Annotated in this window: 19 protein-coding genes; 16 read left to right on the top strand and 3 right to left on the bottom strand. The window is 60.5% G+C overall.

The window, feature by feature from the left end; all coding sequences use genetic code 11:
• Position 1: 1 nt before the first annotated feature.
• The 5 genes from ftsW (at position 2) to ACIK7D_RS09725 (ending at position 5,672) form a co-directional block, all read left to right on the top strand.
• Positions 2–1,156: a putative lipid II flippase FtsW gene (gene ftsW, locus ACIK7D_RS09745; RefSeq protein ID WP_003522198.1), complete on the top strand. Its 1,155-nt coding sequence runs from the start codon at positions 2–4 to the stop codon at positions 1,154–1,156.
• Positions 1,157–1,162: 6 nt separating this feature from the next.
• Positions 1,163–2,299 carry an undecaprenyldiphospho-muramoylpentapeptide beta-N-acetylglucosaminyltransferase gene (gene murG / locus ACIK7D_RS09740; RefSeq protein ID WP_003522199.1) on the top strand — a complete coding sequence of 379 codons (1,137 nt, stop codon included), beginning with the start codon at positions 1,163–1,165 and terminating at the stop codon, positions 2,297–2,299.
• On the top strand, positions 2,296–3,711 hold the full coding sequence (gene murC / locus ACIK7D_RS09735) for a UDP-N-acetylmuramate--L-alanine ligase (protein WP_080816481.1): 1,416 nt from the start codon (positions 2,296–2,298) through the stop codon (positions 3,709–3,711). Before murG ends, murC begins: the two co-directional genes overlap by 4 nt.
• Entirely contained in the window at positions 3,708–4,673 is a 966-nt protein-coding gene (gene murB, locus ACIK7D_RS09730; protein WP_020810676.1) for a UDP-N-acetylmuramate dehydrogenase, read from the top strand. The genes murC and murB overlap by 4 nt, the downstream gene beginning before the upstream one ends.
• A 189-nt stretch (positions 4,674–4,862) precedes the next feature.
• The gene (locus ACIK7D_RS09725; protein ID WP_170985853.1) at positions 4,863–5,672 is read left to right on the top strand and encodes a GGDEF domain-containing protein; all 810 of its coding nucleotides are present in this window, start codon (positions 4,863–4,865) and stop codon (positions 5,670–5,672) included.
• 116 nt (positions 5,673–5,788) lie between these two features.
• Here the strand turns inward: ACIK7D_RS09725 and ACIK7D_RS09720 are convergent, their stop codons facing one another.
• The gene (locus ACIK7D_RS09720; RefSeq protein ID WP_003522203.1) at positions 5,789–7,093 is read right to left on the bottom strand and encodes an MFS transporter; all 1,305 of its coding nucleotides are present in this window, start codon (positions 7,091–7,093) and stop codon (positions 5,789–5,791) included.
• A gap of 543 nt (positions 7,094–7,636) precedes the next feature.
• On the opposite strand from ACIK7D_RS09720, the gene ACIK7D_RS09715 reads away from it, so the two are divergent.
• The 9 genes from ACIK7D_RS09715 (at position 7,637) to ACIK7D_RS09675 (ending at position 19,925) form a co-directional block, all read left to right on the top strand.
• Positions 7,637–8,563 carry a D-alanine--D-alanine ligase gene (locus tag ACIK7D_RS09715; protein ID WP_003522204.1) on the top strand — a complete coding sequence of 309 codons (927 nt, stop codon included), beginning with the start codon at positions 7,637–7,639 and terminating at the stop codon, positions 8,561–8,563.
• A complete protein-coding gene (locus ACIK7D_RS09710) occupies positions 8,551–9,483 on the top strand; it encodes a cell division protein FtsQ/DivIB (RefSeq protein WP_003522205.1) in 933 nt (310 codons plus the stop codon). The genes ACIK7D_RS09715 and ACIK7D_RS09710 overlap by 13 nt, the downstream gene beginning before the upstream one ends.
• Positions 9,480–10,811, top strand: a complete 1,332-nt coding sequence (ftsA, locus tag ACIK7D_RS09705; protein ID WP_003522206.1) for a cell division protein FtsA — start codon at positions 9,480–9,482, stop codon at positions 10,809–10,811. Before ACIK7D_RS09710 ends, ftsA begins: the two co-directional genes overlap by 4 nt.
• Positions 10,812–10,903: 92 nt before the next feature.
• Positions 10,904–12,664, top strand: a complete 1,761-nt coding sequence (gene ftsZ / locus ACIK7D_RS09700; RefSeq protein WP_400156185.1) for a cell division protein FtsZ — start codon at positions 10,904–10,906, stop codon at positions 12,662–12,664.
• A gap of 265 nt (positions 12,665–12,929) precedes the next feature.
• Positions 12,930–13,889, top strand: a complete 960-nt coding sequence (gene lpxC / locus ACIK7D_RS09695) for a UDP-3-O-acyl-N-acetylglucosamine deacetylase (protein WP_003522208.1) — start codon at positions 12,930–12,932, stop codon at positions 13,887–13,889.
• A gap of 233 nt (positions 13,890–14,122) precedes the next feature.
• Positions 14,123–14,989: an outer membrane protein assembly factor BamD gene (locus tag ACIK7D_RS09690; protein ID WP_003522209.1), complete on the top strand. Its 867-nt coding sequence runs from the start codon at positions 14,123–14,125 to the stop codon at positions 14,987–14,989.
• 15 nt (positions 14,990–15,004) lie between these two features.
• Complete coding sequence (gene recN, locus ACIK7D_RS09685; protein ID WP_020810274.1) at positions 15,005–16,678, top strand: DNA repair protein RecN; 1,674 nt, start codon at positions 15,005–15,007, stop codon at positions 16,676–16,678.
• 114 nt (positions 16,679–16,792) lie between these two features.
• Positions 16,793–18,967 carry an NAD-dependent DNA ligase LigA gene (gene ligA / locus ACIK7D_RS09680; protein ID WP_400156184.1) on the top strand — a complete coding sequence of 725 codons (2,175 nt, stop codon included), beginning with the start codon at positions 16,793–16,795 and terminating at the stop codon, positions 18,965–18,967.
• A gap of 64 nt (positions 18,968–19,031) precedes the next feature.
• The gene (locus ACIK7D_RS09675; protein ID WP_400156183.1) at positions 19,032–19,925 is read left to right on the top strand and encodes an aminoglycoside phosphotransferase family protein; all 894 of its coding nucleotides are present in this window, start codon (positions 19,032–19,034) and stop codon (positions 19,923–19,925) included.
• A gap of 6 nt (positions 19,926–19,931) precedes the next feature.
• On the opposite strand, the gene ACIK7D_RS09670 is transcribed toward ACIK7D_RS09675, so the two are convergent.
• Together ACIK7D_RS09670 and ACIK7D_RS09665 are read right to left on the bottom strand one after the other, a co-directional pair.
• Complete coding sequence (locus tag ACIK7D_RS09670; RefSeq protein ID WP_080816493.1) at positions 19,932–20,465, bottom strand: GNAT family N-acetyltransferase; 534 nt, start codon at positions 20,463–20,465, stop codon at positions 19,932–19,934.
• Positions 20,466–20,647: 182 nt separating this feature from the next.
• On the bottom strand, positions 20,648–21,577 hold the full coding sequence (locus ACIK7D_RS09665; RefSeq protein ID WP_400156182.1) for a DMT family transporter: 930 nt from the start codon (positions 21,575–21,577) through the stop codon (positions 20,648–20,650).
• Between the two features lie 198 nt (positions 21,578–21,775).
• Between ACIK7D_RS09665 and gcvA the strand changes: the two genes are divergently transcribed.
• Together gcvA and ACIK7D_RS09655 are read left to right on the top strand one after the other, a co-directional pair.
• Entirely contained in the window at positions 21,776–22,678 is a 903-nt protein-coding gene (gcvA, locus tag ACIK7D_RS09660; RefSeq protein ID WP_080851418.1) for a transcriptional regulator GcvA, read from the top strand.
• Between the two features lie 43 nt (positions 22,679–22,721).
• Entirely contained in the window at positions 22,722–23,330 is a 609-nt protein-coding gene (locus ACIK7D_RS09655; protein WP_400156181.1) for a 3'-5' exonuclease, read from the top strand.
• Positions 23,331–23,352 lie beyond the last annotated feature (22 nt).

Genomic DNA, 23,352 nt, shown 5'->3' with positions numbered 1-23,352 from the left:
CATGGTAAGCCGAGTTGATCGCGGTCCGGTCGCGGAGTGGTTCTGGACCATCGACCGTTTCTTTCTGGCGGCGTTCATCGCGCTGATGGGCATCGGCCTGATGCTGTCGTTCGCGGCCTCGCCTGCGGTTGCCGAGCGCATTGGCCTCAACAGTTTCTTCTTCGTCGAGCGTCAGGCGATGTTCATGGTGCCGTCGCTGGCGATCATGGTCGGTCTGTCTTTCCTGTCGCCGCGTCAGGTGCGACGCGTCGCGGTCATCATGCTCATCGCTTCGCTGCTGATGATGATCTTCGCGCTGTTCTTCGGCATCGAGGTCAAGGGCGCGCGGCGCTGGATTTCCATCGGCACCTTCTCGATCCAGCCATCGGAATTCATGAAGCCGGCCTTCGTCATCGTCTGCGCCTGGCTGTTTGCCGAACGGGCGCGCCATCCGGAAATTCCCGGCAATCTCTTCGCCATCATCACCTTCGGCATCGTGGCGGCGCTCCTGATCGCCCAGCCGGACTTCGGCCAGACGATCCTGACCTCGGTTGTCTGGGGCGGCATGTTCTTCATGGCCGGCGTGCCGTGGTTCTGGATCATCATGCTCGGCGGCGTCGGCGTCGGCGGCATCATCTCCGCCTATCTGATGCTGCCGCACGTTGCCGGTCGTATCGACCGTTTCTGGACCGGCGAGGGCGATACGTTCCAGGTGGACACGGCGCGCGAGGCTATCATTCGCGGCGACTGGTTCGGTCGCGGACCGGGCGAGGGCATCGTCAAGCGCATCATTCCCGACAGCCATACAGACTTCATCTTCTCGGTGGCGGCGGAAGAATTCGGCATCGTTTTCTGCATGTTCCTGGTGGCGATTTTCGCCTTCATCGTGTTGCGCGGCCTCTCGCACGCCTTCAAGGAAAAGGACGATTTCTGCCGCTTCGCCGTGGCCGGCCTTGTGCTGCAGATCGGCATGCAGTCGATGATCAATATCGGCGTCAATCTGGAGCTGATGCCCGCCAAGGGCATGACGCTTCCGCTGATTTCCTATGGCGGTTCGTCGATGATGGCGATCTGCGTCACCGCCGGTTTCCTTCTGGCGCTGACACGCCACAGACCCGAAAAGCGGGCGCAGGAGCGGAGTTTCTTCCGCGTCGGTTCCGGCGTTCCCGCGGAGTAAACGATCATGAGCAAGGGTATTGTTCTTCTTGCCGCCGGGGGAACCGGCGGCCATGTCTTTCCAGCCGAGGCGCTTGCGCACACGCTGAAAGCGCGCGGTTATCAGGTGCACCTCGTCACCGACAGCCGCGCCGAGCGTTATGCCGGCAAGTTCCCGGCGGATGAAATCCATGTCGTGCCGTCCGCCACCATCGGCTCGAAAAACCCGATTTCCGTGGCGCGTTCGCTCTGGAAGCTCTGGGTTGGCCTGCGCGCGGCGCGCCGGCTGGTGGCGAAACTGAAGCCGGTCGCGGTTGTCGGTTTCGGCGGTTATCCCACCGTGCCGCCGCTTCTGGCATCGACCGGACTTGGCGTTCCCTCCATCATTCATGAGCAGAATGCGGTGATGGGCCGCGCCAACAAGGCGCTGGCAGGCCGGGTGAAAGCAATTGCCGGCGGTTTCCTGCCACCCGCCAACGGACAATATTCCGACAAGACGGTGGCGACCGGCAATCCCGTGCGCCCGGCGGTGCTTGCGGCGTCGGAGATACCCTATACGCCCTCGCAGACGGGTGAGACATTCCAGCTCGTCGTTTTCGGCGGCAGCCAGGGCGCGCAGTTCTTTTCCAGCGCGGTGCCTGCGGCGATCTGCCTGCTGAAGGATGAGCAGCGCAAGCGCATCGTGGTGACCCAGCAGGCGCGGCCGGAAGACAAGGACAGCGTGATCGCCTCCTACCAGAAGCTCGGTGTGAAGGCGGATGTTTCGCCCTTCTTCGGCGATATGGCGTCGCGTATCGGCGAGGCCGATCTGGTCATCAGCCGCTCGGGCGCTTCGACGGTATCGGAGCTTTCTGTGATCGGCCGCCCGTCGATCCTCGTTCCCTATCCGCATGCGCTCGATCACGATCAGGCGGCGAACGCGGCCGCACTTTCGGCGGCGGGCGGGGCAAGCGTCATCAAGCAGGCGGAACTGTCGCCGCAGAAGCTCTCCGGCCTGCTGTCCTCAGCGCTTTCGGAGCCGGACCGCCTTTCGGCAACGGCAGCGGCGGCAAAGGCAACGGGCAAACCGCATGCGGCGGATGTGCTGGCCGATCTGGTGGAGGCGATTGCTTCCGGCCGGTCCGTACAGGAATTCAAGAAGAAGAATGAAGGAGTTGGGGCATGAAGATGCCGAAAGCCATAGGCCTTGTGCATTTCATCGGCATAGGCGGGATCGGCATGAGCGGCATTGCCGAAGTGCTTCACAATCTCGGCCACCGCGTTCAGGGGTCGGATCAGGCCGATAGCGCCAATGTGCAGCGGCTGCGTGACAAGGGCATCGAGGTTTTCGTCGGACATACGGCGGATAATATCGGCGATGCTGAGGTCGTGGTCGTTTCCACCGCCATCAAGAAGAACAATCCGGAACTCATCGCGGCGCGTGAAAAGCATCTGCCGATCGTTCGCCGGGCCGAAATGCTGGCCGAGCTGATGCGTTTCCGCAATGCCATCGCCATCGGCGGCACCCATGGTAAGACCACGACCACCTCCATGGTCGCGACGCTGCTCGAAGCCGGCAATCTCGACCCGACCGTCATCAATGGCGGCATCATCAATGCTTACGGCACCAATGCCCGCATGGGCGAGGGCGAGTGGATGGTGGTGGAGGCCGACGAATCCGACGGCACCTTCCTGAAACTGCCGGCCGATGTGGCCGTCATCACCAACATCGATCCCGAGCATCTCGACCATTACGGCAATTTCGATGCCGTGCGTGCTGCCTTCCGTCAGTTCGTCGAGAACGTGCCTTTCTACGGTTTCGGCGTCATGTGCCTCGACCACCCGGAGGTGCAGGCACTGGTCGGCCGCATCGAGGACCGCAAGGTCATCACCTATGGCGAGAACCCGCAGGCCGACGTGCGTTTTTCGAATGTGCGCATCGACGGCACGCGCTCGGTGTTCGATGTGGAAATCCGCCGTCGCCGCACTGGCAAGATATTCTCCTTCAAGGACCTCGTCCTGCCGATGCCCGGCCGCCACAATGTGTCGAATGCGACGGCGGCGATTGCGGTTGCCAATCGTCTCGGCATTTCGGAGGCCGACATCAAGAAGGGCCTTGCCTCCTTCGGCGGCGTCAAACGGCGCTTCACGCTGACGGGCGAAGCCAATGGGGTGCAGGTCTTTGACGATTACGGCCATCATCCGGTCGAGATCAAGGCCGTGCTGGCCGCCGCGCGGGAGGCGTGCAAGGGCCGTATCGTCGCGGTGCATCAGCCGCACCGATACAGCCGTCTTTCCAGCCTGTTCGACGATTTCGCGCATTGTTTTAACGATGCCGACACGATTATCCTTGCTCCGGTCTATGCCGCGGGCGAAGATCCGATCGAGGGTGCAAGCTCGGAAGCGCTGGTTTCGGCCATCAAGGCCGCCGGCCATCGGGACGCCCGTTTTCTCGAAAAACGGGAAGATCTCGCCTCAGTGGTTGCAGGCATTGCGAATCCGGGTGATTTCGTGGTTCTCTTGGGGGCTGGAAATATCACGCAATGGGCAGCGGTGCTGCCTTCGGAATTGAAGAGCATATCAGGAAAGTCTGAATGAGACAGGTCGATGGGGTTAAATTGCTGGGGAGGCTCGGCGACGGGGTAAATGAATTGCGGGGACGTCTGACACCGGATGCGCCCATGGACCGCGTGACGTGGTTCAGAGCCGGCGGTCTTGCGGAAGTCATGTTCCAGCCGCACGATACTGACGATCTGATTGCCTTCCTGAAAATTCTGCCGGAAGACGTGCCCTTGACCGTGGTTGGCGTCGGCTCGAACCTTCTGGTGCGCGATGGCGGCATTCCGGGCGTTGTCGTCCGTCTGTCCGCCAAGGGTTTCGGCCAGGTGGAGCTTGCCGGCGAAAACCGCATCAAGGCGGGCGCGATCTGCCCGGACAAGCATATTGCCGCTATGGCCATGGATAATGGCATCGGCGGTTTCCATTTCTATTACGGCATTCCCGGCTCCATCGGCGGTGCGCTGCGCATGAATGCGGGCGCCAATGGCGGCGAGACCCGCGAGCGTGTCGTGGAGGTTTATGCGGTCGACCGTCAGGGCAACCAGCATGTTCTTTCGAACGCCGATATGGGCTACAGCTATCGCCATTCCGGCGCCGATGCGGGCCTGATCTTCACGGGCGCGCTGTTTGAGGGTTATCCCGAAGACAAGGCGAAAATCCGTGCCGATATGGATGCCGTGCGCCACCACCGCGAAACCGTGCAGCCGATCCGCGAGCAGACGGGCGGTTCCACCTTCAAGAATCCCGAAGGTCATTCCGCCTGGGAACTGATCGATGAGGCGGGCGGTCGCGGTCTGGTCATCGGCGGCGCGCAGATGTCATCGCTGCATTGCAATTTCATGATCAATACCGGCCATGCGACCGGTTACGATCTGGAATATCTGGGCGAGACCATTCGCAAGCGCGTGTTCGAAAAGTCGGGCATCCGGCTGGAATGGGAAATCAAGCGGCTTGGCCTTTTCATGCCGGGCCGTGAGGTGGAGCCGTTCCTCGGAAGCTGAAATCCGGTGTTGGCCGGTATGGTTGGCGACAAAACCTTGCGTTGATGCGGCCCTTGACGTTTATCGTAACGGTCGGTCAATGGTTGTGGTCTATAGCAAGATGAAAGTGGAGAGGGTGTCGGCCCTCTCCAATATTTTAGACGATTTATATTAGAGTTTTTGACGTTAGATGATTGGGCGCTGCTGGGGATGGTGTTGGGTCTCTGGAAAAAACTGATCGAGATGATGAGTTTTTCGATTGCGACGTCGGAGCGTCGCCGGCGGCTTGAACCGCTGGAATTTGCAATCCGGGTCGCGTGTGTCGTCACGGTCATCGCTGTTCTTATCTGTTTCTTCGGTCTGCTTCTGCTGGCGGAGTTCGGGCTGGTAACGGATCTCGTCAACGGGCTTATCCTTGGCATCACCCTGTCCGCCGCAATCTCGTTTACGATAACGCTGCTGGTTTGCTGGCTGAATGCCAGGGAAGTGAAGCTTCTGGCGCAATCGCATGAGCGGTTTTTGTATCTGAGCCATACGGACGCCTTGACGGGCCTCAGCAATCGCCTTGGGCTCTATGCCGGATGTATCGATCTCGGCCCGCATTATTGCGTCGCCTTCCTCGATATCGATCATTTCAAGTCTGTGAACGACAGGTTCAGCCATCTGGCCGGCGATGCGGTGATTTCCAGCGTCGCACAGCGGATACGCGCCGCCTTCGCTGCTTCTGCCAGCGTTGCCAGAATGGGCGGCGAGGAGTTCGTTGTCGTGCAGGAAACCGGGCTGCAATCGTTCCTGGACGTTTGCGAAAGGCTGCGTGCGAGTATCGAGGCCGTGCCGGTTGATTATCAGGACATGCGGATCGGTGTCACCATATCGATTGGTGTGGCTGTTCGGAAGGATGCCGAAGTCTTCGAAAAAGTCCTGCACAATGCCGATCTGGCGCTTTATCAGGCAAAGGGTACGGGGCGTAACCGCATCTGCGTGTCAGGCCAGCGCGACATCCGGCAATCCGTCGCCTAGCGTATTTCCAACAAAGCCGGGAAGAGATGCGCTGTTGCGCTGTCGGGCGCAGATATGAAAAGGCCCGCGAAACCTCAGGTTCCGCGGGCCTTCTTGTATTTCAAACCCTGTGTGGCTCAGACTTCGTCCTTGCGGGACAGAAGGATGCAGGCGAGCGTGATGAGCGCCGATACGCAGAGATAATAGCCGACATAACCCATGCCGTAATTCACCTGCAGCCATGTGGCGATGTAAGGCGCCAGCGATGCGCCGAAGATGCCGGCCATGTTGAAGGTGATGGACGAGCCGGTGTAGCGCACGCGGGTCGGGAAGGGCGCGGCGAGCGCCGTTCCGATCAGGCCGTAGGTCATGCCCATCAGCATCATGGCAAGGGCCGCGAAGACGAAGATCGAGCCTTCGCCACCGGACATCAGGCCGGGCAGCAGGAAGGAGAACAGGCCGATCAGCACCGTCGTCAGGATCAGGATTTCACGGCGACCGAATTTTTCGGCGAGCTTGCCGGCGATCGGAATGAAGATGCCGAAAACGATGGAGCCGAGGATCTGCACTTCCAGCGCGTCGAGGAACGGGATTTTCAGGACCTTGACGTTGTAGGACAGAAGATAGGCGGTGCCGATGTAGAAGAGCACGAAGGTGGCCAGCGCCACGAAGGTGCCGAGCACGAGGCTGCGCTTGTGGTTGCGGAACAGTTCCGCGACCGGCACGGCCACACGCTCTTCCTTTTCGATTGCCTTCTGGAAGTCGGGCGTTTCGGTGATCGACAGGCGAACCCACATGCCGACCGCGATCAGAATGATCGACGCGACGAAGGGAATGCGCCAGCCCCAGCTCAAAAGCGCTTCCTGAGACATGAAGTGCAGCAGGATCCAGAACACGCCAGACGAAAGGAACAGGCCAACGGGTGCTCCGAGCTGCGGGAACATGCCATACCAGCTGCGCTTGCCCGGAGGGGCGTTTTCCGTGGCGAGCAGGACGGCGCCGCCCCATTCGCCGCCGAGGCCGAAACCCTGGCCGAAGCGGCAAAGCGCGAGCAGCAGCGGGGCCAGAACGCCGGCGGTCTCATAGGAGGGCAGGAGGCCAATCACGACCGTGGAAACGCCCATCGTGAGCAGGGCGGCGACAAGGGTGGTCTTGCGGCCGACGCGGTCGCCATAGTGGCCGAAGACCACAGCGCCCAGCGGGCGGGCGAAAAAGGCGATGGAGAAGGTGGCGAAGGACGCCAGAAGCGCCGTCATCGGGTCATTGTTCGGGAAGAACAAAGTGGGGAACACGAGCACTGCGGCCGTGGCGTAAACGTAGAAATCGAAAAACTCGATGGTCGTACCGACCAGGCTGGCAGTGAGAACTCGTGCAGGCGAATTTGTCTTTACAACGTTCGAAGTGTCAGCGGTCGGCGATACCGGAGATATCGCGTCGGTCATGGTATTGGTTCCATTTTGGATGATTGCAATGTCATGCCTTGGGAGGCGACGACTGCGTTAACGCAATTTTTGTTCTTATGGAATGCTAAAAAAGAAATAATGCAGATAATGTGATCCATCAGTGCGACACGTGTGGTTATGCGTCTCGGGGATGCTTTGGCGATTGAGAGACTGATTCAGGCCGCGGTTTTAAAACGCTGAAACGCCAGATAATTTTCCCTGGGGAATAATCCCGTCTGTTAACGTTTCGGCCTTGCCTTTATCGCGGGGCAGCAGACGCGCGAGCGCCGTTTTATTTCCGATCATTGAAAACCTGCATGTTGCAATCCATGCAACTCTCTGATTCCAAGGAGGGAATCCGGATCGGTGCTGATTCTTTAACGAAACTCGGCACGTTGGGCGCGGCGGTTAACGAAAGTAAACGATTCATTAACCTTAATGGCGTTTAACTGATCTCAAGGGTCATGTGCCAGAATCACCGTTCGTCAAATTCGGTCGGTTCGGAGCGTGGTTCGTAACGGAGAGTTGGTGTCAGAGGGTTCGATGAGCGGCAAGCACGTAGCTGTTCTTTTGGGTGGATTTTCGTCGGAGCGGCCGGTCAGCCTGTCGTCGGGCAACGCTTGCGCGCAGGCTCTGGAAGACGAGGGCTACAAGGTCACCCGTGTCGATGTGGGGCGCGATGTCGCTGCCGTACTTGCCGAGCTGCGCCCGGATGTGGCTTTCAATGCGCTGCACGGTCCCTTTGGCGAAGACGGCACCATTCAGGGCATCCTCGAATATCTCGCCATTCCCTATACGCATTCCGGCGTGCTCGCTTCCGCGCTTGCCATGGACAAGGCGCAGGCCAAGAAGGTTGCCGCTGCTGCCGGCATCCCGGTGGCCGCCGAGCGCGTCATGAACCGCTTCGATTTCACCAGCGAGCATCCGCTTGCACCCCCTTATGTCGTGAAGCCGGTGCGCGAAGGTTCGAGCTTCGGTGTCGTGATCGTCAAGGAAGACCAGTCGCATCCGCCGCAGATTCTCACTTCGTCGGAATGGCGCTACGGCGATCAGGTCATGGTCGAGCGCTATATTCACGGTCGCGAACTGACCTGCGGTGTGCTCGACGGCGAGGCGCTGGGCGTCACCGAAGTGGTGCCGCTCGGTCACAATTTCTATGATTATGATGCGAAATATGCGGCTGGTGGCTCGAAACATGTCATTCCCGCAGAAATTTCACCGAAAATTTACCAAAAAATTCAAACACTGGCGGTTATGGCGCATCGGGCGATCGGATGCCGTGGCGTAAGCCGTTCAGACTTTCGTTACGACGACCGTTTCTCAGAAGATGGCGAAGTTATCTGGCTTGAAGTGAATACGCAGCCGGGCATGACGCCGACCTCCCTGGTGCCGGAAATGGCGGCCCATGCTGGCCGCTCCTTTGGTAACCTTGTCAGCTGGATGGTGGAGGACGCTTCGTGTTTGCGGTGATCGGCAAAAAGTCGACGGCAAAAAAGCGCGAACAATTCGCGGCGGCGGCCAGCGCCGACGACCGCATGGTGTTGCCGCGTCCTCTGCGTCGCTTCGTGCGTTTCGGTGTCAGCCTTGCGACCGGACGCATTCACATTCCAGCCCATACCGGTACGATTTCGGCCGTCGCCTTTTACGCGGTGACCGGGCTTTACGGCATGTCGCTCGGCGGGCACACCAATATCGTTACCCAGACCACCACATCGGCCGCAGGCTTTGCGGTCGAGGACGTGAAGGTTTCCGGCAATCTGCAGACCTCCGAAATCGAAGTGTTCCAGCTTCTTGGCCTCGATGGCAGCACCTCGCTGATCGCGCTCGATATCGATGCGGCACGCCGCAAGCTGGTGCAGCTTCCCTGGGTGGAAGATGTCGATATCCGCAAGGTGTACCCCAAGACCGTGGAAGTCCGCCTGAAGGAGCGTCAGGCCTTCGGCATCTGGCAGCATGGAACGGAACTGTCGCTGATCGAAAAAAGCGGCAGCGTCATTGCGCCGCTGCGGGACAATAAATTCGCTGCCCTGCCGCTCTTCGTCGGCCGCGACGCGGAAACGGGTGCTGCCGGTTTCGTCGAGCAGCTGGCCGACTGGCCGGAAATCCGCAACCGTGTCCGCGCTTATGTCCGCATTGCCGGCCGCCGCTGGGACTTGCATCTCGATAACGGCATCGTGGTCAAGCTGCCGGAAGAAAACCTGCCGCAGGCGCTGCAATTGCTGGCGCGGCTCGATCTCGAGGAAAAGGTTCTGTCGCGCGATGTCGCCGCGGTTGATCTGAGGCTCGCGGACCGCACCACGATCCAGCTGACCGAGGGCGCCACGGAACGCCGTCAGGCCGCTGTCGATGCGCGCACCAAGGCTCTCAAGAAGGCGGAGAAGAACACATGAGCTTATTCGGTTCTTCCCATTTCGGCCTGCCTCGCCTGAAGCCGCTGTCCTCCAAGCGCAGCCACATCGTGTCGGTGCTGGATATCGGCTCGACCAAGGTCGTATGCATGATCGGCCGGCTGACGCCGCGTCAGGAAAGCGAAATTCTGCCGGGCCGCACCCACAAGGTCGAAATCATCGGCATCGGCCACCAGCGCTCGCGCGGCGTGAAATCCGGCGTGATCGCCGATCTCGACGCGCTGGAAGGCGTCATCCGTCTTTCGGTCGATGCGGCCGAGCGCATGGCGGGTCTCACCGTCGACAGCCTGATCGTCAATGTTTCAGCCGGCCGGCTGGCGAGCGATATCTATACCGCGAGCATCGATCTCGGCGGCCAGGAAGTGGAAGCAAGCGACCTGCGCAAGGTTCTGGTGGCGGCAAGCCAGCAGTCCATGCGTCAGGACCGGGCGATCCTGCATTCTTTGCCGACGGGTTATTCGCTGGATGGTGAGCGTGGCATTCGCGATCCGCTCTCCATGTATGGCGACCTTCTCGGCGTCGACATGCATGTGGTGACGGTCGAGCGCACGGCGCTGAAGAACCTCGAGCTTTGCGTCAATCGTGCGCATCTTTCCGTCGAAGGCATGGTGGCGACGCCCTATGCCAGCGGTCTTGCAGCGCTGGTGGACGATGAAGTCGAACTTGGTTGCGCGGCCATCGACATGGGTGGCGGCACCACGACGATCTCGGTTTTTGCCGAAGGCCGCCTCATTCACACCGATGCGATCGGCCTTGGCGGCCATCACGTTACGACAGATCTTGCACGTGGCCTCTCGACACGAATCGAAGATGCGGAGAGACTGAAGGTGGTGCATGGTTCGGCTTTGCTGAATGGCGCGGATGAGCGCGACATGATTTCGATACCGCCGATTGGCGAAGATGATCGCGATCAACCATCGCAAGTTTCAAGAGCCCTTGTAACCCGCATCGTGCGGGCGCGTATCGAAGAGACGCTGGAATTGATCCGTGATCGTATCCAGAAGTCCGGCTTCAGCCCCATTGTCGGCAAGCGCGTTGTCCTGACCGGCGGCGCAAGCCAGCTGACGGGGCTGCCGGAAACGGCAAGGCGCATTCTCGCCCGCAACGTTCGTATCGGCCGCCCCATGGGCGTGGCCGGTCTTCCGGTAGCGGCGAAGGGACCGGCATTTTCAACCGCCTGCGGACTGATGATCTATCCGCAGGTGGCGGACATCGAAATTCATGCGGCGCAAGGCGGAATGTTCTCGCCGTTTGGTACGGGTAGCGGCCGGATAGCCCGGGTGGGGCAATGGCTGAAAGAGAGTTTTTGAGTGGCCTCGTGGCGTAAGCCGGAGGTTTCAGAGTTGAGTTTTCAAGAATCGGCCAGCGGGGCGATGCGGCCAGAGAAAGAAGGAATGCTAAAATGACGATACAGCTGCAAAAGCCTGATATCACCGAGCTGAAGCCACGCATCACTGTTTTCGGTGTCGGCGGTGGTGGTGGTAACGCTGTCAACAACATGATCACGGCCGGCCTCCAGGGCGTCGACTTCGTCGTCGCCAATACGGATGCGCAGGCGCTGACCATGACGAAGGCAGACCGGGTCATCCAGCTCGGCGTCAACGTCACCGAAGGCCTCGGCGCCGGTTCCCAGCCGGAAGTCGGCCGCGCCGCCGCTGAAGAATGCATCGATGAGATCATCGATCACCTGAACGGCACCCATATGTGCTTCGTCACCGCCGGCATGGGCGGCGGCACCGGCACCGGTGCTGCCCCGGTCGTTGCACAGGCTGCCCGCAACAAAGGTATCCTGACGGTCGGCGTCGTCACCAAGCCTTTCCACTTCGAAGGCGGCCGCCGCATGCGTCTTGCCGAACAGGGCATCGAGGAACTGCAGAAGTCCGTCGATACGCTGATCGTCATTCCGAACCAGAACCTCTTCCGTATTGCCAACGACAAGACGACCTTTGCCGACGCCTTCGCCATGGCCGACCAGGTTCTCTACTCCGGCGTTGCCTGCATCACCGATCTGATGGTGAAGGAAGGTCTCATTAACCTCGACTTTGCCGACGTTCGCTCGGTCATGCGTGAAATGGGCCGCGCGATGATGGGTACCGGCGAGGCTTCCGGTCCGGGCCGTGCGATGCAGGCTGCGGAAGCGGCAATCGCCAACCCGCTGCTCGACGAAACCTCGATGAAGGGCGCACAGGGCCTGCTGATCTCCATCACCGGCGGTCGCGACCTGACCCTGTTCGAAGTCGACGAAGCTGCGACCCGTATTCGCGAAGAAGTCGATCCGGACGCCAACATCATCCTCGGCGCGACCTTCGACGAAGCTCTGGAAGGTCTCATCCGCGTCTCCGTCGTGGCGACCGGCATCGACCGCGTTGCAGGCGTCGGCGAACAGAACGTTGCCGATATGCGTGCCGCAGCAGCCGTTGCCAAGCCGCTTATCCGTCCTTCCGCGGCCGTTGCTTCCGCTCCGGCCGCAGTTCAGCCTGCTCCAGCAGTATCGCAGGCACAGAAGGCCGTAGACCCGATCGCCCAGACCATCCGTTCGGCGGAAGCCGAAATGGAACGCGAACTCGGTTTCGCCGCACACCAGCAGCCGGCTCAGGATTTCCGTCCGCAGAGCAAGCTGTTCGCATCTTCTCCGGCTGAAGCGCCGGCGGCTCTTCGTCCGGCCCAGCCGGTTCAGCAGGCCGCTCCGGCACCGGTCGCTCCGGCGCCCGTCTACCATGCTCCGGAACAGGTTGCCGCTCCGGCGCCGCGCATGCAGCAGCCGCAGGCTCCTGTTTATCAGGAACCCGCACCGGTTGCCCGCCAGCCCGAGCCGGTACGCATGCCGAAGGTCGAAGACTTCCCGCCGGTCGTGAAGGCCGAGCTGGATCACCGCACCCACACCGCACCTGCCGCCCAGGAAGAGCGTGGCCCGATGGGTCTTCTGAAGCGCATCACCAACTCGCTTGGCCGCCGCGAAGAAGAAGAAGTTCCCTCCGACATGATGGATGCGCCGAGCATGGCGCCGCAGCAGCGCCGCGCCCCGCTTTCGCCGGAAGCCAGCCTCTACGCACCGCGTCGTGGCCAGCTTGACGACCACGGCCGTGCAACGCCTTCTTCGGCCAGCCATCACGACGACGACCAGCTGGAAATCCCGGCCTTCCTGCGCCGCCAGTCCAACTAAGGGCGATTCCATCCGCCTCTTCGAACGCCCGGGTTTCACGATCCGGGCGTTTTGTTTATTTTACGTTATTAACACTAAATTAATTTGTATTTTCAACAGTTTACGCGTGTAACAATCCGAAACGAACAGTGATTTGTCGTGGCACCTACATGTGCGTATGTATGAGGCTGGGTAAAGGAAAACACGGACTTGGCCGGTTGCCAGACCGGCTCGAAAACTTGAACGGCGCTCAAGCGGCGCGGTTTGCAAAACAAGGCATATTCGCATGACTATCGGACTGCTCGGATTTCAGACAACTATCGCAAATGCTGTTCAGCTCAAAGGCATTGGCGTGCATTCCGGCAATCCGGTTTCGATGACCTTCCAGCCCGCAGAAGCCGGAACGGGCATCGTCTTCCATCGCCTTCATGACAATGGCAGCGTTACCGAGTTGAAGGCGGTTTCGGCCAATGTCGGCAATACCGACCTGTGCACCGTGCTCGGCCGTTCGCTTTCCCAGTCGGTGGCGACGATCGAGCACGTCATGGCTGCCATCTACGCCATGGGCCTCGATAACCTCATCGTTGAAGTCGACGGTCCGGAAGCGCCGATCATGGACGGCAGCTCCGCACCTTTCATCGAAGCGATCGAATCGGTCGGCATCAAGAGCCTCGGCGTGAAGCGCCGTTATATTCGCGTCACCAAGCCGGTGCGCATCGATTCGGGCGCCTCCTGGGCGGAATTCCGTCCCTATGACGGTACGCGCTTCGAGGTCGACATCGATTTCGACACGCCGCTGATCGGCAAACAGTCCTGGAAGGGCGACCTGACGGCGGAGAGCTTCAAGAACGAGCTGTCGCGCGCGCGCACCTTCGGCTTCATGCGTGATGTGGAGCGCCTGTGGGCCGCCGGTTATGCGCTCGGCTCCTCGCTTGAGAACTCGGTCGTCATCTCCGACGACAACAGCGTCATCAACATGGAAGGCCTGCGTTACGCCAAGGACGAATTCGTCCGTCACAAGACGCTGGACGCCGTGGGCGACCTGGCGCTTGCCGGCGCGCAGTTCATCGGCTGCTACCGCTCCTATCGCGGCGGCCACAAGGTCAATGCCAATGCGCTGAAGGCGCTTTTGAGCGACCGCACCGCCTATGAGATCGTCGAAGCGCCGGCTGCCCGCAACCAGATGGTGCGCGCCCGCGAATTCGTTGCGGTCAACATGCCGGAATTCGCACCCTGGTCTGCGTGAATTCCTTCGCAGGCTATCAATTGACAGAAAAAGCCGCTCCCTTTGGGGCGGCTTTTTCGCGATGCGAACAAGAAGTTGCGTAATATCGCCTGATATTCATGCGATTGCACGGGTCGATGCCATAAAAATGCGTTAATGCGTCATCATTGCGTTGCCCTGCGGATGCTTTTATGGCTAGAACGCCAGTGCAAAGCCGATGCTTATGTATTTGCGCGGGAAGTGGGAACTGTCGAATGAAGCATGTAGGGTCTGGTGCAATGAAGGGTACGATGCGGGGGATCGCCGTCTCGTTGATGTTGGTCGGCGCGAGTGTCGCCGTCACGGCCTGCCAGTCCGATCCGGATATCGACATCACCAAGCTCGGCGTCGAGACCGATCCGCCGGATGTTCTGTACAAGCAGGGGCTTGCCAACATGAACGCCGGCAACATGACGGAAGCCTCACGCAAGTTCGAGGCGATCGACAAGCAATATCCCTTCACCGAATGGGGCCAGAAGGCGCTGGTGATGCAGACCTTCATTGCCACGCGCACCAACAAGAACGATGTGGCCATTACCAACGGCAGCCGGTTCCTGCGCCAATATCCGCGCTCCAAGGACGCCGCTTACGTTCAGTACATGATCGGCCTTGCCTATTCGAAGCAGATTTCCGATGTCACGCAGGACCAGCGCGCCGCACAGCGCACCGTCGAGGCGATGAACAAGGTCGTCAACGACTATCCCGATTCGGAATATGTCGCCGACGCACAGGCCAAGATCCGTTTCGCCCGCGACCAGCTCGCCGGCCGCGAAATGCAGGTCGGTCGTTATTATCTTGAGCGCAAGGAATATCTCGCCGCCGTTTCGCGTTTCCGCATCGTCGTCGAGCAGTACCAGAACACCAACCAGATCGAGGAAGCGCTGGCGCGTCTGACGGAAGCCTATTATGCGATGGGCCTGGTGGACGAAGCGCAGACTGCGGCCGCCGTTCTCGGTAACAACTATCCTGACAGCCAATGGTATTCGGATTCCTACAAGCTGCTGAAGGGCAGCGGGCTGGAGCCGCGGGAAAACAAGGGGTCCTGGATTTCGCGCGCCGGCAAGAAGCTCATCGGCGCCTGAGACGGGGCATAGGCCATGCTGGTCCAGCTCTCGATTCGCGATATCGTTCTCATCGAAAGGCTCGACCTCGGTTTCGAGGCGGGCCTTTCCGTGTTGACGGGCGAGACGGGTGCGGGCAAATCCATTCTTCTCGATAGTCTCTCGCTCGCGCTTGGCGGCCGTGGCGATGGCGGCCTTGTGCGGCACGGGGAAGAGAAGGGGCAGGTCACCGCCACCTTCGAGGTCCCGAACAATCACCCGACACGGCTTCTCCTGCGCGAAAACGGCCTTGATGACGATGGAGACCTGATTTTCCGCCGGGTGCAATCCTCTGACGGTCGCACCAAGGCCTATATCAACGATCAGGCCATTAGCGTGCAGATGATGCGCCAGCTCGGGCAATTGCTGGTCGAGATCCATGGCCAGCATGATGATCGCGCGCTTGTCGATACCGATGCACACCGCACGCTGCTGGATGCCTTTGCGGGGCTGAGCGATGAAGCTCGTGCCGTTCAGGGCCTCTATCGCACCTGGAAGGATGCCGAGCGTGCGCTGAAGACGCACCGCGCCAAGGTGGAGGCGGCGGCGCGCGAGGCGGATTACCTTCGCTCTTCCGTCGAGGAACTGGAAACGCTCTCGCCGCGCGACGGTGAAGAGGATGAGCTGGCCGAGCGCCGGGCGGTGATGCAGAAATCTGAACGCATTGCCGGCGATATCGCCGAGGCCAGCGAGTTCCTGAACGGCAATGCGTCGCCCGTGCCTGTCATCGCCTCGATGATGCGGCGACTGGAGCGCAAGAGCCACGAAGCGCCGGGCTTGCTGGAAGACACCGTGCAATTGCTGGATGCTGCGCTCGACAGCCTTTCCAATGCGCAGATGGAAGTGGAAGCGGCGCTGCGCCGCACCGAATTCGATCCGCGTGAGCTGGAGCGGGTGGAGGAGCGACTGTTCGCGCTGCGTGCTGCCGGGCGCAAATATAATGTTGCCGTGCCAGACTTGCCGGCTCTCGCCGAAAAAATGGTGGCCGATCTCGCCGATCTCGATGCCGGCGAAGAAAAGCTCGGCAAGCTCGAGGCGAATCTAGGCGTCGTGAAGGCCGATTTCGACCGTGCCGCGCAATCGCTTTCCGACAAACGGCGCCACGCGGCGGATGCGCTTTCCAATGCGGTGATGGCAGAGCTGCCGGCGCTGAAGCTGGAGCGGGCGCGGTTTACCGTCGAGGTTACCTCTGATGCCGAACAGGCGACGGCCGACGGTATCGACACGGTGGAATTCCACGTCCAGACCAATCCTGGCACCCGGCCGGGACCGATCATGAAGGTGGCCTCGGGTGGTGAATTGTCCCGCTTCCTGCTGGCGCTGAAAGTGGCGCTGGCGGATCGCGGTTCGGCACCGACCTTGGTGTTCGATGAAATCGATACGGGTGTCGGCGGCGCGGTGGCGGATGCCATCGGCCAGCGGCTGCGCCGCCTGTCGAAAACCGTGCAGGTTCTGTCCGTTACCCATGCGCCGCAGGTGGCGGCACGGGCGGCAACCCATCTTCTCATTTCCAAGGGCCCATCCGGCGACGGCAGCGAGCGTATCGCCACGCGCGTCGCCACCATGGAGCCGAAACACCGCACCGAAGAGATTGCCCGCATGCTTGCCGGTGCGTCGGTGACGGACGAGGCGAGGGCTGCGGCGGCTCGCCTGCTGGCGGCCAAGGACTGACGGCTGCCCGCTGCGTTGCGCGAGCGGATTCGGCTTGTGAGTCCAGCGGCAAAACTGTTTTTAATGTTTGTTATTTCGGCTAAAAGCGTTCGGTAATTCCGAAAAGAGGCCGTCATGTCGAAAGACCAGAAATCCGTCGAAAACCTCACCGAGCTTGAAGCCTCTTCCGAGCTTGCGTTTCTGGCGGCTGAGCTTGCGCGCCATGATGCGCTTTACCACGGCAAGGACGCGCCGGAGATTTCGGACGCGGATTATGACGCGCTGAAGCGGCGTAATGACGCCATCGAGGCGGCTTTCCCGGCGCTGGTGCGGGCCGACAGCCCGTCGAAAAAAGTCGGTTTCGCACCGCTTCCGACCTTTGCGCCCATCGTGCATGCGCGGCCGATGCTGTCGCTCGACAATACGTTTTCGGAAGAGGATTTGCGGGATTTCGTCAGTTCCGTCTATCGCTTCCTCGGGCATCTGCCGGACGATTCCATCGCCTTCACCGCCGAGCCGAAGATCGACGGGCTTTCCATGTCGATCCGCTATGAGAACCGCAGGCTGAAGACGGCGGCGACGCGCGGAGATGGCACGACGGGCGAGAATGTCACCGCCAATATCAGGACCATCAAGGAAATTCCGAACGAACTGCCCGCCGATGCGCCCGATGTGGTGGAAGTGCGCGGCGAGGTCTATATGGCCAAGAGCGACTTTCTGGCGCTTAATGCCCAGATGGAGGCCGAAGGCAAGCAGACCTATGTGAACCCGCGCAACACGGCATCCGGTTCGCTGCGCCAGCTCGACGCCAATGTGACGGCGAAACGCAAGCTGCGGTTCTTCGCCTATGCGCTGGGCGAGGTTTCGAATGGCGGCCAGCCGGCGCGGATTGCCGATACGCAATATGGTATCGTCGAGAAATTCCGGGAGTGGGGATTTCCGGTCAATCCGCTGATGAAGCGTTTCACCTCCGCCGAGCAATTGCTTGAGCATTATAATGAAATAGGCGTCGCACGGCCCGATCTCGATTACGATATCGACGGCGTGGTCTATAAGGTCGACCGGCTCGATCTGCAGGAACGGCTGGGCTTCCGCTCGCGCAGCCCGCGCTGGGCCACCGCCCATAAATTTCCGGCCGAGCAGGCGTTTACCACCGTCGAGAATATCGAAATCCAGGTGGGGCGCACCGGTGCCTTGACGCCGGTGGCGCGTCTCACCCCGATCACCGTCGGCGGTGTCGTCGTCACCAATGCGACGCTGCATAATGCCGATTATATCGAAGGCATCGGCAATAACGGCGAGCGCATCCGCCCCGAAGATCACGATATTCGCATCGGCGATACGGTGATCGTGCAGCGCGCCGGCGATGTCATTCCGCAGGTGCTGGACGTGCTTCTGGAAAAGCGCCCGGCCGAGGCAGTGAAATATGCATTCCCGGAAAAATGTCCGGTCTGCGGCAGCCATGCGGTGCGGGAGCGTAATGAGAAGACCGGCAAGCTCGATTCGGTCACGCGCTGCACGGGCGGGTTCGTTTGCCGCGCGCAGGCGGTGGAGCACCTGAAACATTTCGTCTCGCGCAATGCCTTCGATATCGAAGGGCTGGGCACCAAGCAGATAGACTTCTTCTTCGAAAGCGACGATCCGGCGCTCTCGATCAAGACCGCGCCCGAGATTTTCACCCTCAAGGCGCGGCAGGAAGCGTCGCATCTGACCAAGCTCGAGAATATCGATGGCTTCGGCAAGGTCAGCGTCAGAAAGCTGTTCGACGCCATCGATGCCCGCCGCGAAATCGATCTGCACCGCCTGATCTTCGCGCTCGGCATCCGCCATGTGGGTGAGACCACGGCGAAGCTGCTGGCGCGCTCCTATGGCACCTATGAGCATTTCGAAGAGAGCATGAAGGCGGCAGCCGACCCGGCGAGCGATGCCTGGGCCGAACTCAACAGCATCGACGGCATCGGCGAGGTGGTGGCCCGCGCCATCATCGAATTCTACAAGGAGCCGCGCAATCTCGATGTCATCGACCGGCTGATACGGGAGCTTCGCCCGAAGGAGGCCGAAAAACCCTCGACCGATGGCAGTCCGGTGGCGGGCAAGACGGTGGTGTTTACCGGCTCGCTGGAGAAATTTACCCGGGACGAGGCCAAGGCCCGGGCGGAAAGCCTGGGCGCCAAGGTTGCGGGTTCCGTTTCGAAAAAGACCGATATTCTGGTGGCAGGGCCGGGAGCCGGGTCGAAGCTTGCCAAGGCGACGGAACTGGGCGTGCAGACCATGGACGAGGACGAATGGCTGGCCTTGATCGGCGGCTGATACACCGTCATGGCAATGTTGTTCTCTGCCGCTAGAGCTTTGCGCCTGACACGGAGAGCACAGCATGGATGACCGCATTGTCGTCAGCACAGAGCAGGTCCGGGCGCTGGTTGACAGCCAGTTTCCCCAATGGGCGGGGTTAAATATCCGGCCGGTGGAACTGAGCGGCTGGGACAATCGCAGCTTCCGTCTTGGCGATGAGATGCTGATCCGCATGCCAAGTGCCGCCCGGTATGTTGCGCAGGTGGAGAAGGAGCATCGGTGGCTGCCGGCGCTTGCGCCGCTCCTGCCTTTTCCGATCCCTGCGCCATTGGCGCTCGCGCAGCCGGGACAGGGTTATCCGTTCCGCTGGTCCGTCTATCGCTGGCTTGAGGGCGAACCGCTCGCCCGGTATCTGGATCGCATCGATCTTTCAACCATCGCCATTGATGTTGCCGCGTTTTTAAGGGCATTGCACGGGGTGGATGCTTCGGATGGCCCACCCGCAGGCGCACATAATTTCCATCGCGGCGGCCCGCTTTCGGTCTATGACGGGGAGGCGAAGGCTTCGGCGGCGCGGCTTGCCGATGAGGTGGATCAGGCGCTGGCCATGGAGATATGGCAGCTTGCGCTTTCGAGCCATTGGCGCAAGCGGGGAGTGTGGGTGCATGGCGACATTGCCGAGGGCAATCTGCTGGTGAAGGACGGCCGGCTTTCGGCCGTCATCGATTTCGGCAGTTCCGGCGTCGGCGATCCGTCTTCCGATCTCATCCTCGCGTGGAATGTGCTCGATGCGGGAAGCCGCGCCGTTTTTCGCCGGGCGCTGGATCTGGATGAGGCGACATGGCAGCGCGGGCGTGGCTGGGCGCTGTGGAAGGCTTTGATCGTGCTGGATGCGGAGCGCGGGCGTAACGACAAAATGGCCGAATGGTCGCGGCGGACCATTCGGGAAGTGTTTGCGGATCACCTGGATAACTGACCGGAACTATCGAAGACGCGCCATCACGTGGGCATCGACATATTTTCCGTCACGATAGGCGTCGTTGCGCAGGGTGCCTTCGCGTTCGAAACCGAATTTCTCGTAAAGCCGGATTGCCGGGAGATTGTCGGTGAAGACGTTCAGCTCGATGCGGCGTATATCGTGCCAATTGTCGGCCGTGTCGATCAACGCCGCGAGGATATATGATCCAACGCCCTTGCCTGCAAAATCGTCGTGGACACTGATCACCAGATCGGCGATGTGGGACTGTCTTCCTGCCCTGCGAAACAGTCCTGCATTGGCAACGATCTTTCCACGCCATTCGCCAACGATGGCGATATCGTTCGGGCCGCGGTTTTCCATCGATTTTCGCGTTTTTTCAACGGACTGAAACGGCTGCCGAAGCGTGCCGTGACGGACGCCGGGCAGGTTGAACATTTCGGTCAGGGCTCCCGCATCGTCCAGACGCGCCGCACGCAGGACGACTTCGTTCAAGCTGAATTGAGATTCTTCATTGTCGGCAAATTTTATATTCTGCATGCCTGTCTCCTTGGGCGTATGGGAGCAGGTTTGCGGACCCTGCTCTAATGGCAGGGTGGAAATGGATCGCTTAACGCGACGACATACCTCTCCCTGCCGGGTGGCCGGTGATGGTATGGCGGCGGGTGATGTTCTGTTTCGTTGCGATCATGCACGCAGGATGCTTTTGCCGCATGGTCCTGTCAAGCGGGTGCGTTGCGCAGCAGGCTTCTGAGTTTTGCCGGCAGCCTGCCGTCGATCGCCGCAAGACCGGCGGCGATCATTGCCATGCCGGCGAAGTGCTTCATCTCCAGTTGCTCGCCGAGGAGCAGCGAACCGAGCAGGATGGCGCTGACGGGAATGAGAAAGGTGACGAGGGCGAGGTTGGTGGCGCCGGCGCTGGCGAGGATGCGGAAGAAGATGAGGTAGGCGAGCGCTGTCGACAAGAGGGCGATGCCGACAAGCGCGCCCCAGGTTCCGAGGCCCGGCATGGCGAGCGCCCATGGTTTATCGATGAGAAGGGCGGCCGGGATGAGCATCAGGGTCGAAGAGGAAATCTGGCCGGTGGCGGTCATCAGCGGCGGTACGCCCATGGCCTTGAAACGGCGGCCGAAGATTCCCGCGAAGGAATAGGAGATGGCCGCGCCGAGAATGGCGATCTGGCCCCAGAGGCCGGATGAGCCGGTGAAGGCGGCCGGGCCGATCATGGTCGCCACGCCGGCAAAACCGATCAGCACGCCGGTGAGCTTGTTGCCGGTCATCTTCTCGTCGACGGTCAGAAAATGGGCGACGATGACGGTGAAGAGAGGTGTGGTGGCATTAAGAATCGAGGCTAGTCCGCTGGCAATATGGGTCTGACCCCAGACGATCAGGCAGAAGGGGATGATGTTGTTGAGCAGGCCCATGCCGAAAAAGGCGCGCCATACCGCCCATTCACGCGGCAGGCGAAGGCCCATGATGCGGCAGACGATCAGAAGTGCGATTGCCGCCAGGCTTACGCGCAGCGTGACGATGGTGACAGGCGGCAGTTCCTTGACGGCGACACCGATGAAAAAGAACGATCCGCCCCAGAGAAGCGAAAGCGCGACGAGCATCGCCCATTCACCTGCATCCATCTGTTTCTGTATCGCCATCGTCATCTCCCAAAAGCGTGAGTATCGACATGATCGCAGGCGGGGTTGCCGTCATCCACCCGATATCTGTTGAGCTTAGCTCAAACTGGAGATGGATGGTTTTCACTGCGTTTCAGGTCTTGTTGCGTCTATTTACTCCCTGTTTTATGGTGTTTTCAAACGATTGTTTCTCGTTCGATAATTGAGATGATCTAAACCATGGCAGCCGAACTTCCGTCTTTGAAAGGGTTGCAGGCCTTCGAGGCCGCGGCACGGTATCGCAGTGTTACGCTTGCTTCCAATGAGTTGAATGTCACGCCCGGTGCCGTCAGCCTGCAAATCCGGGAACTGGAGGCGCGGCTTGGCGTGCAATTATTTTTCCGCAAGCCGCGCAGCATCCAGCTGACGCGTGAGGGGGAGCGTTATTACGGCGCGCTTCGCACCGCCTTCCGGATGATGCGCGAGGCGACGGCGGAACTGACGGCGCGCTCCGAGATCACGGTTCTGACGCTGAGCTGCACACCGACCTTCGCCGTGCAATGGCTGATGCCGCGATTGCCTGCCTTCCAGCAGCAACATCCGCAGGTGGATGTCCGCATCAGCGTGACGAACCGATTGGTGGACTTTTCGAGGGACGATGTCGATCTGGCGGTACGGCACGGGTTCGGTCGTTATGAAGGGCTGGAGAGCATCCGCTTCATCGATGACGGCACCCTGCCGGTTTGTTCGCCGCAACTTCTGGAGAAATATGGGCCGCTTCAGGAGGCAGGCGACCTGAAATCCATTCCGCTTCTGCACGATGAAAACCGCAATGAATGGCGGCGCTGGCTGGAGGCGGCGGGGGCTTCGGACGTGGATGCCTCCGGCGGCACCGTCTTCATCGACAGCAACGGTGCGCTGGATGCGGCCAAGGCCGGGCACGGCATTGCGCTGACCCGGCGTTCTCTGGTTTCCCGCGAACTTGCGGAGGGCGCATTGATTGCGCCCTTCGGCAAGGACATGGCCAGCACGCTTGCCTATTTCCTCGTTTATCCGCGGCGTATGCTGGATAATCCCGATCTGGTGACGCTCATTGACTGGATGCTTTCGGAAGCGGGTTCTGCCGAGGCCGGTTCTCTTTGACGTCAATCCGGTCTATGCCGGAATGAAACAACGGGAATCACTCTTGAAAACCATCGCCATCGATTTCGAGACCGCCAATGAGGAACGGGGCAGCGCCTGCTCCGTCGGGCTTGCATGGATAGAGGACGGCGAGATCGTTCGCGTCGAGGAACGGCTGATCCGGCCGAAGGACATGCGGTTTTCGCCCTTCAACATCGCGGTGCATGGCATCCGCCCGGCCGATGTCGAAGATGCGCCGGAATTTCCCGAGGTGATGGAGGAGTTCATCGACGACTTCCACGGCGCCACCATGATCGCCCATAATGCCGCCTTCGATTTCAGCGTCATGCGCGCGTCCTTCGACAAATACCGGCAGTCCTATCCAGACCTTTCCTATCTGTGCAGCGTCAAGATCGCCCGGCATGTCTGGCCCAATCTGGCGTCGCACAAGCTGAATGTCATCGCCCATCACCTGCAGCTGCGTTTCGTGCACCACAATGCAGCGGAAGATGCCGTCGTCTCCGCGGCCGCGTCGATTGCGGCGGCCAAGGCCTTGCGCGTTGCCCATATCCGCGATCTGCCGGAAAAGATCGGCATGGTCGCGGGGCGTCTCACCTCCACCGGTTACCAGCCCTGCAGCATGAAAAAACGCGCCGTCTCCCGGGTTGCGTAACCGTTCCGCGCACTTATGTTTG

Origin of the sequence: Agrobacterium sp. P15N1-A (assembly GCF_044626815.1) — a bacterium.
Lineage (GTDB): Bacteria > Pseudomonadota > Alphaproteobacteria > Rhizobiales > Rhizobiaceae > Agrobacterium > Agrobacterium leguminum.
The sequence above is the reverse complement of the archived record's forward strand: the minus strand, read 5'-3'. Positions and strand labels throughout refer to the sequence as shown.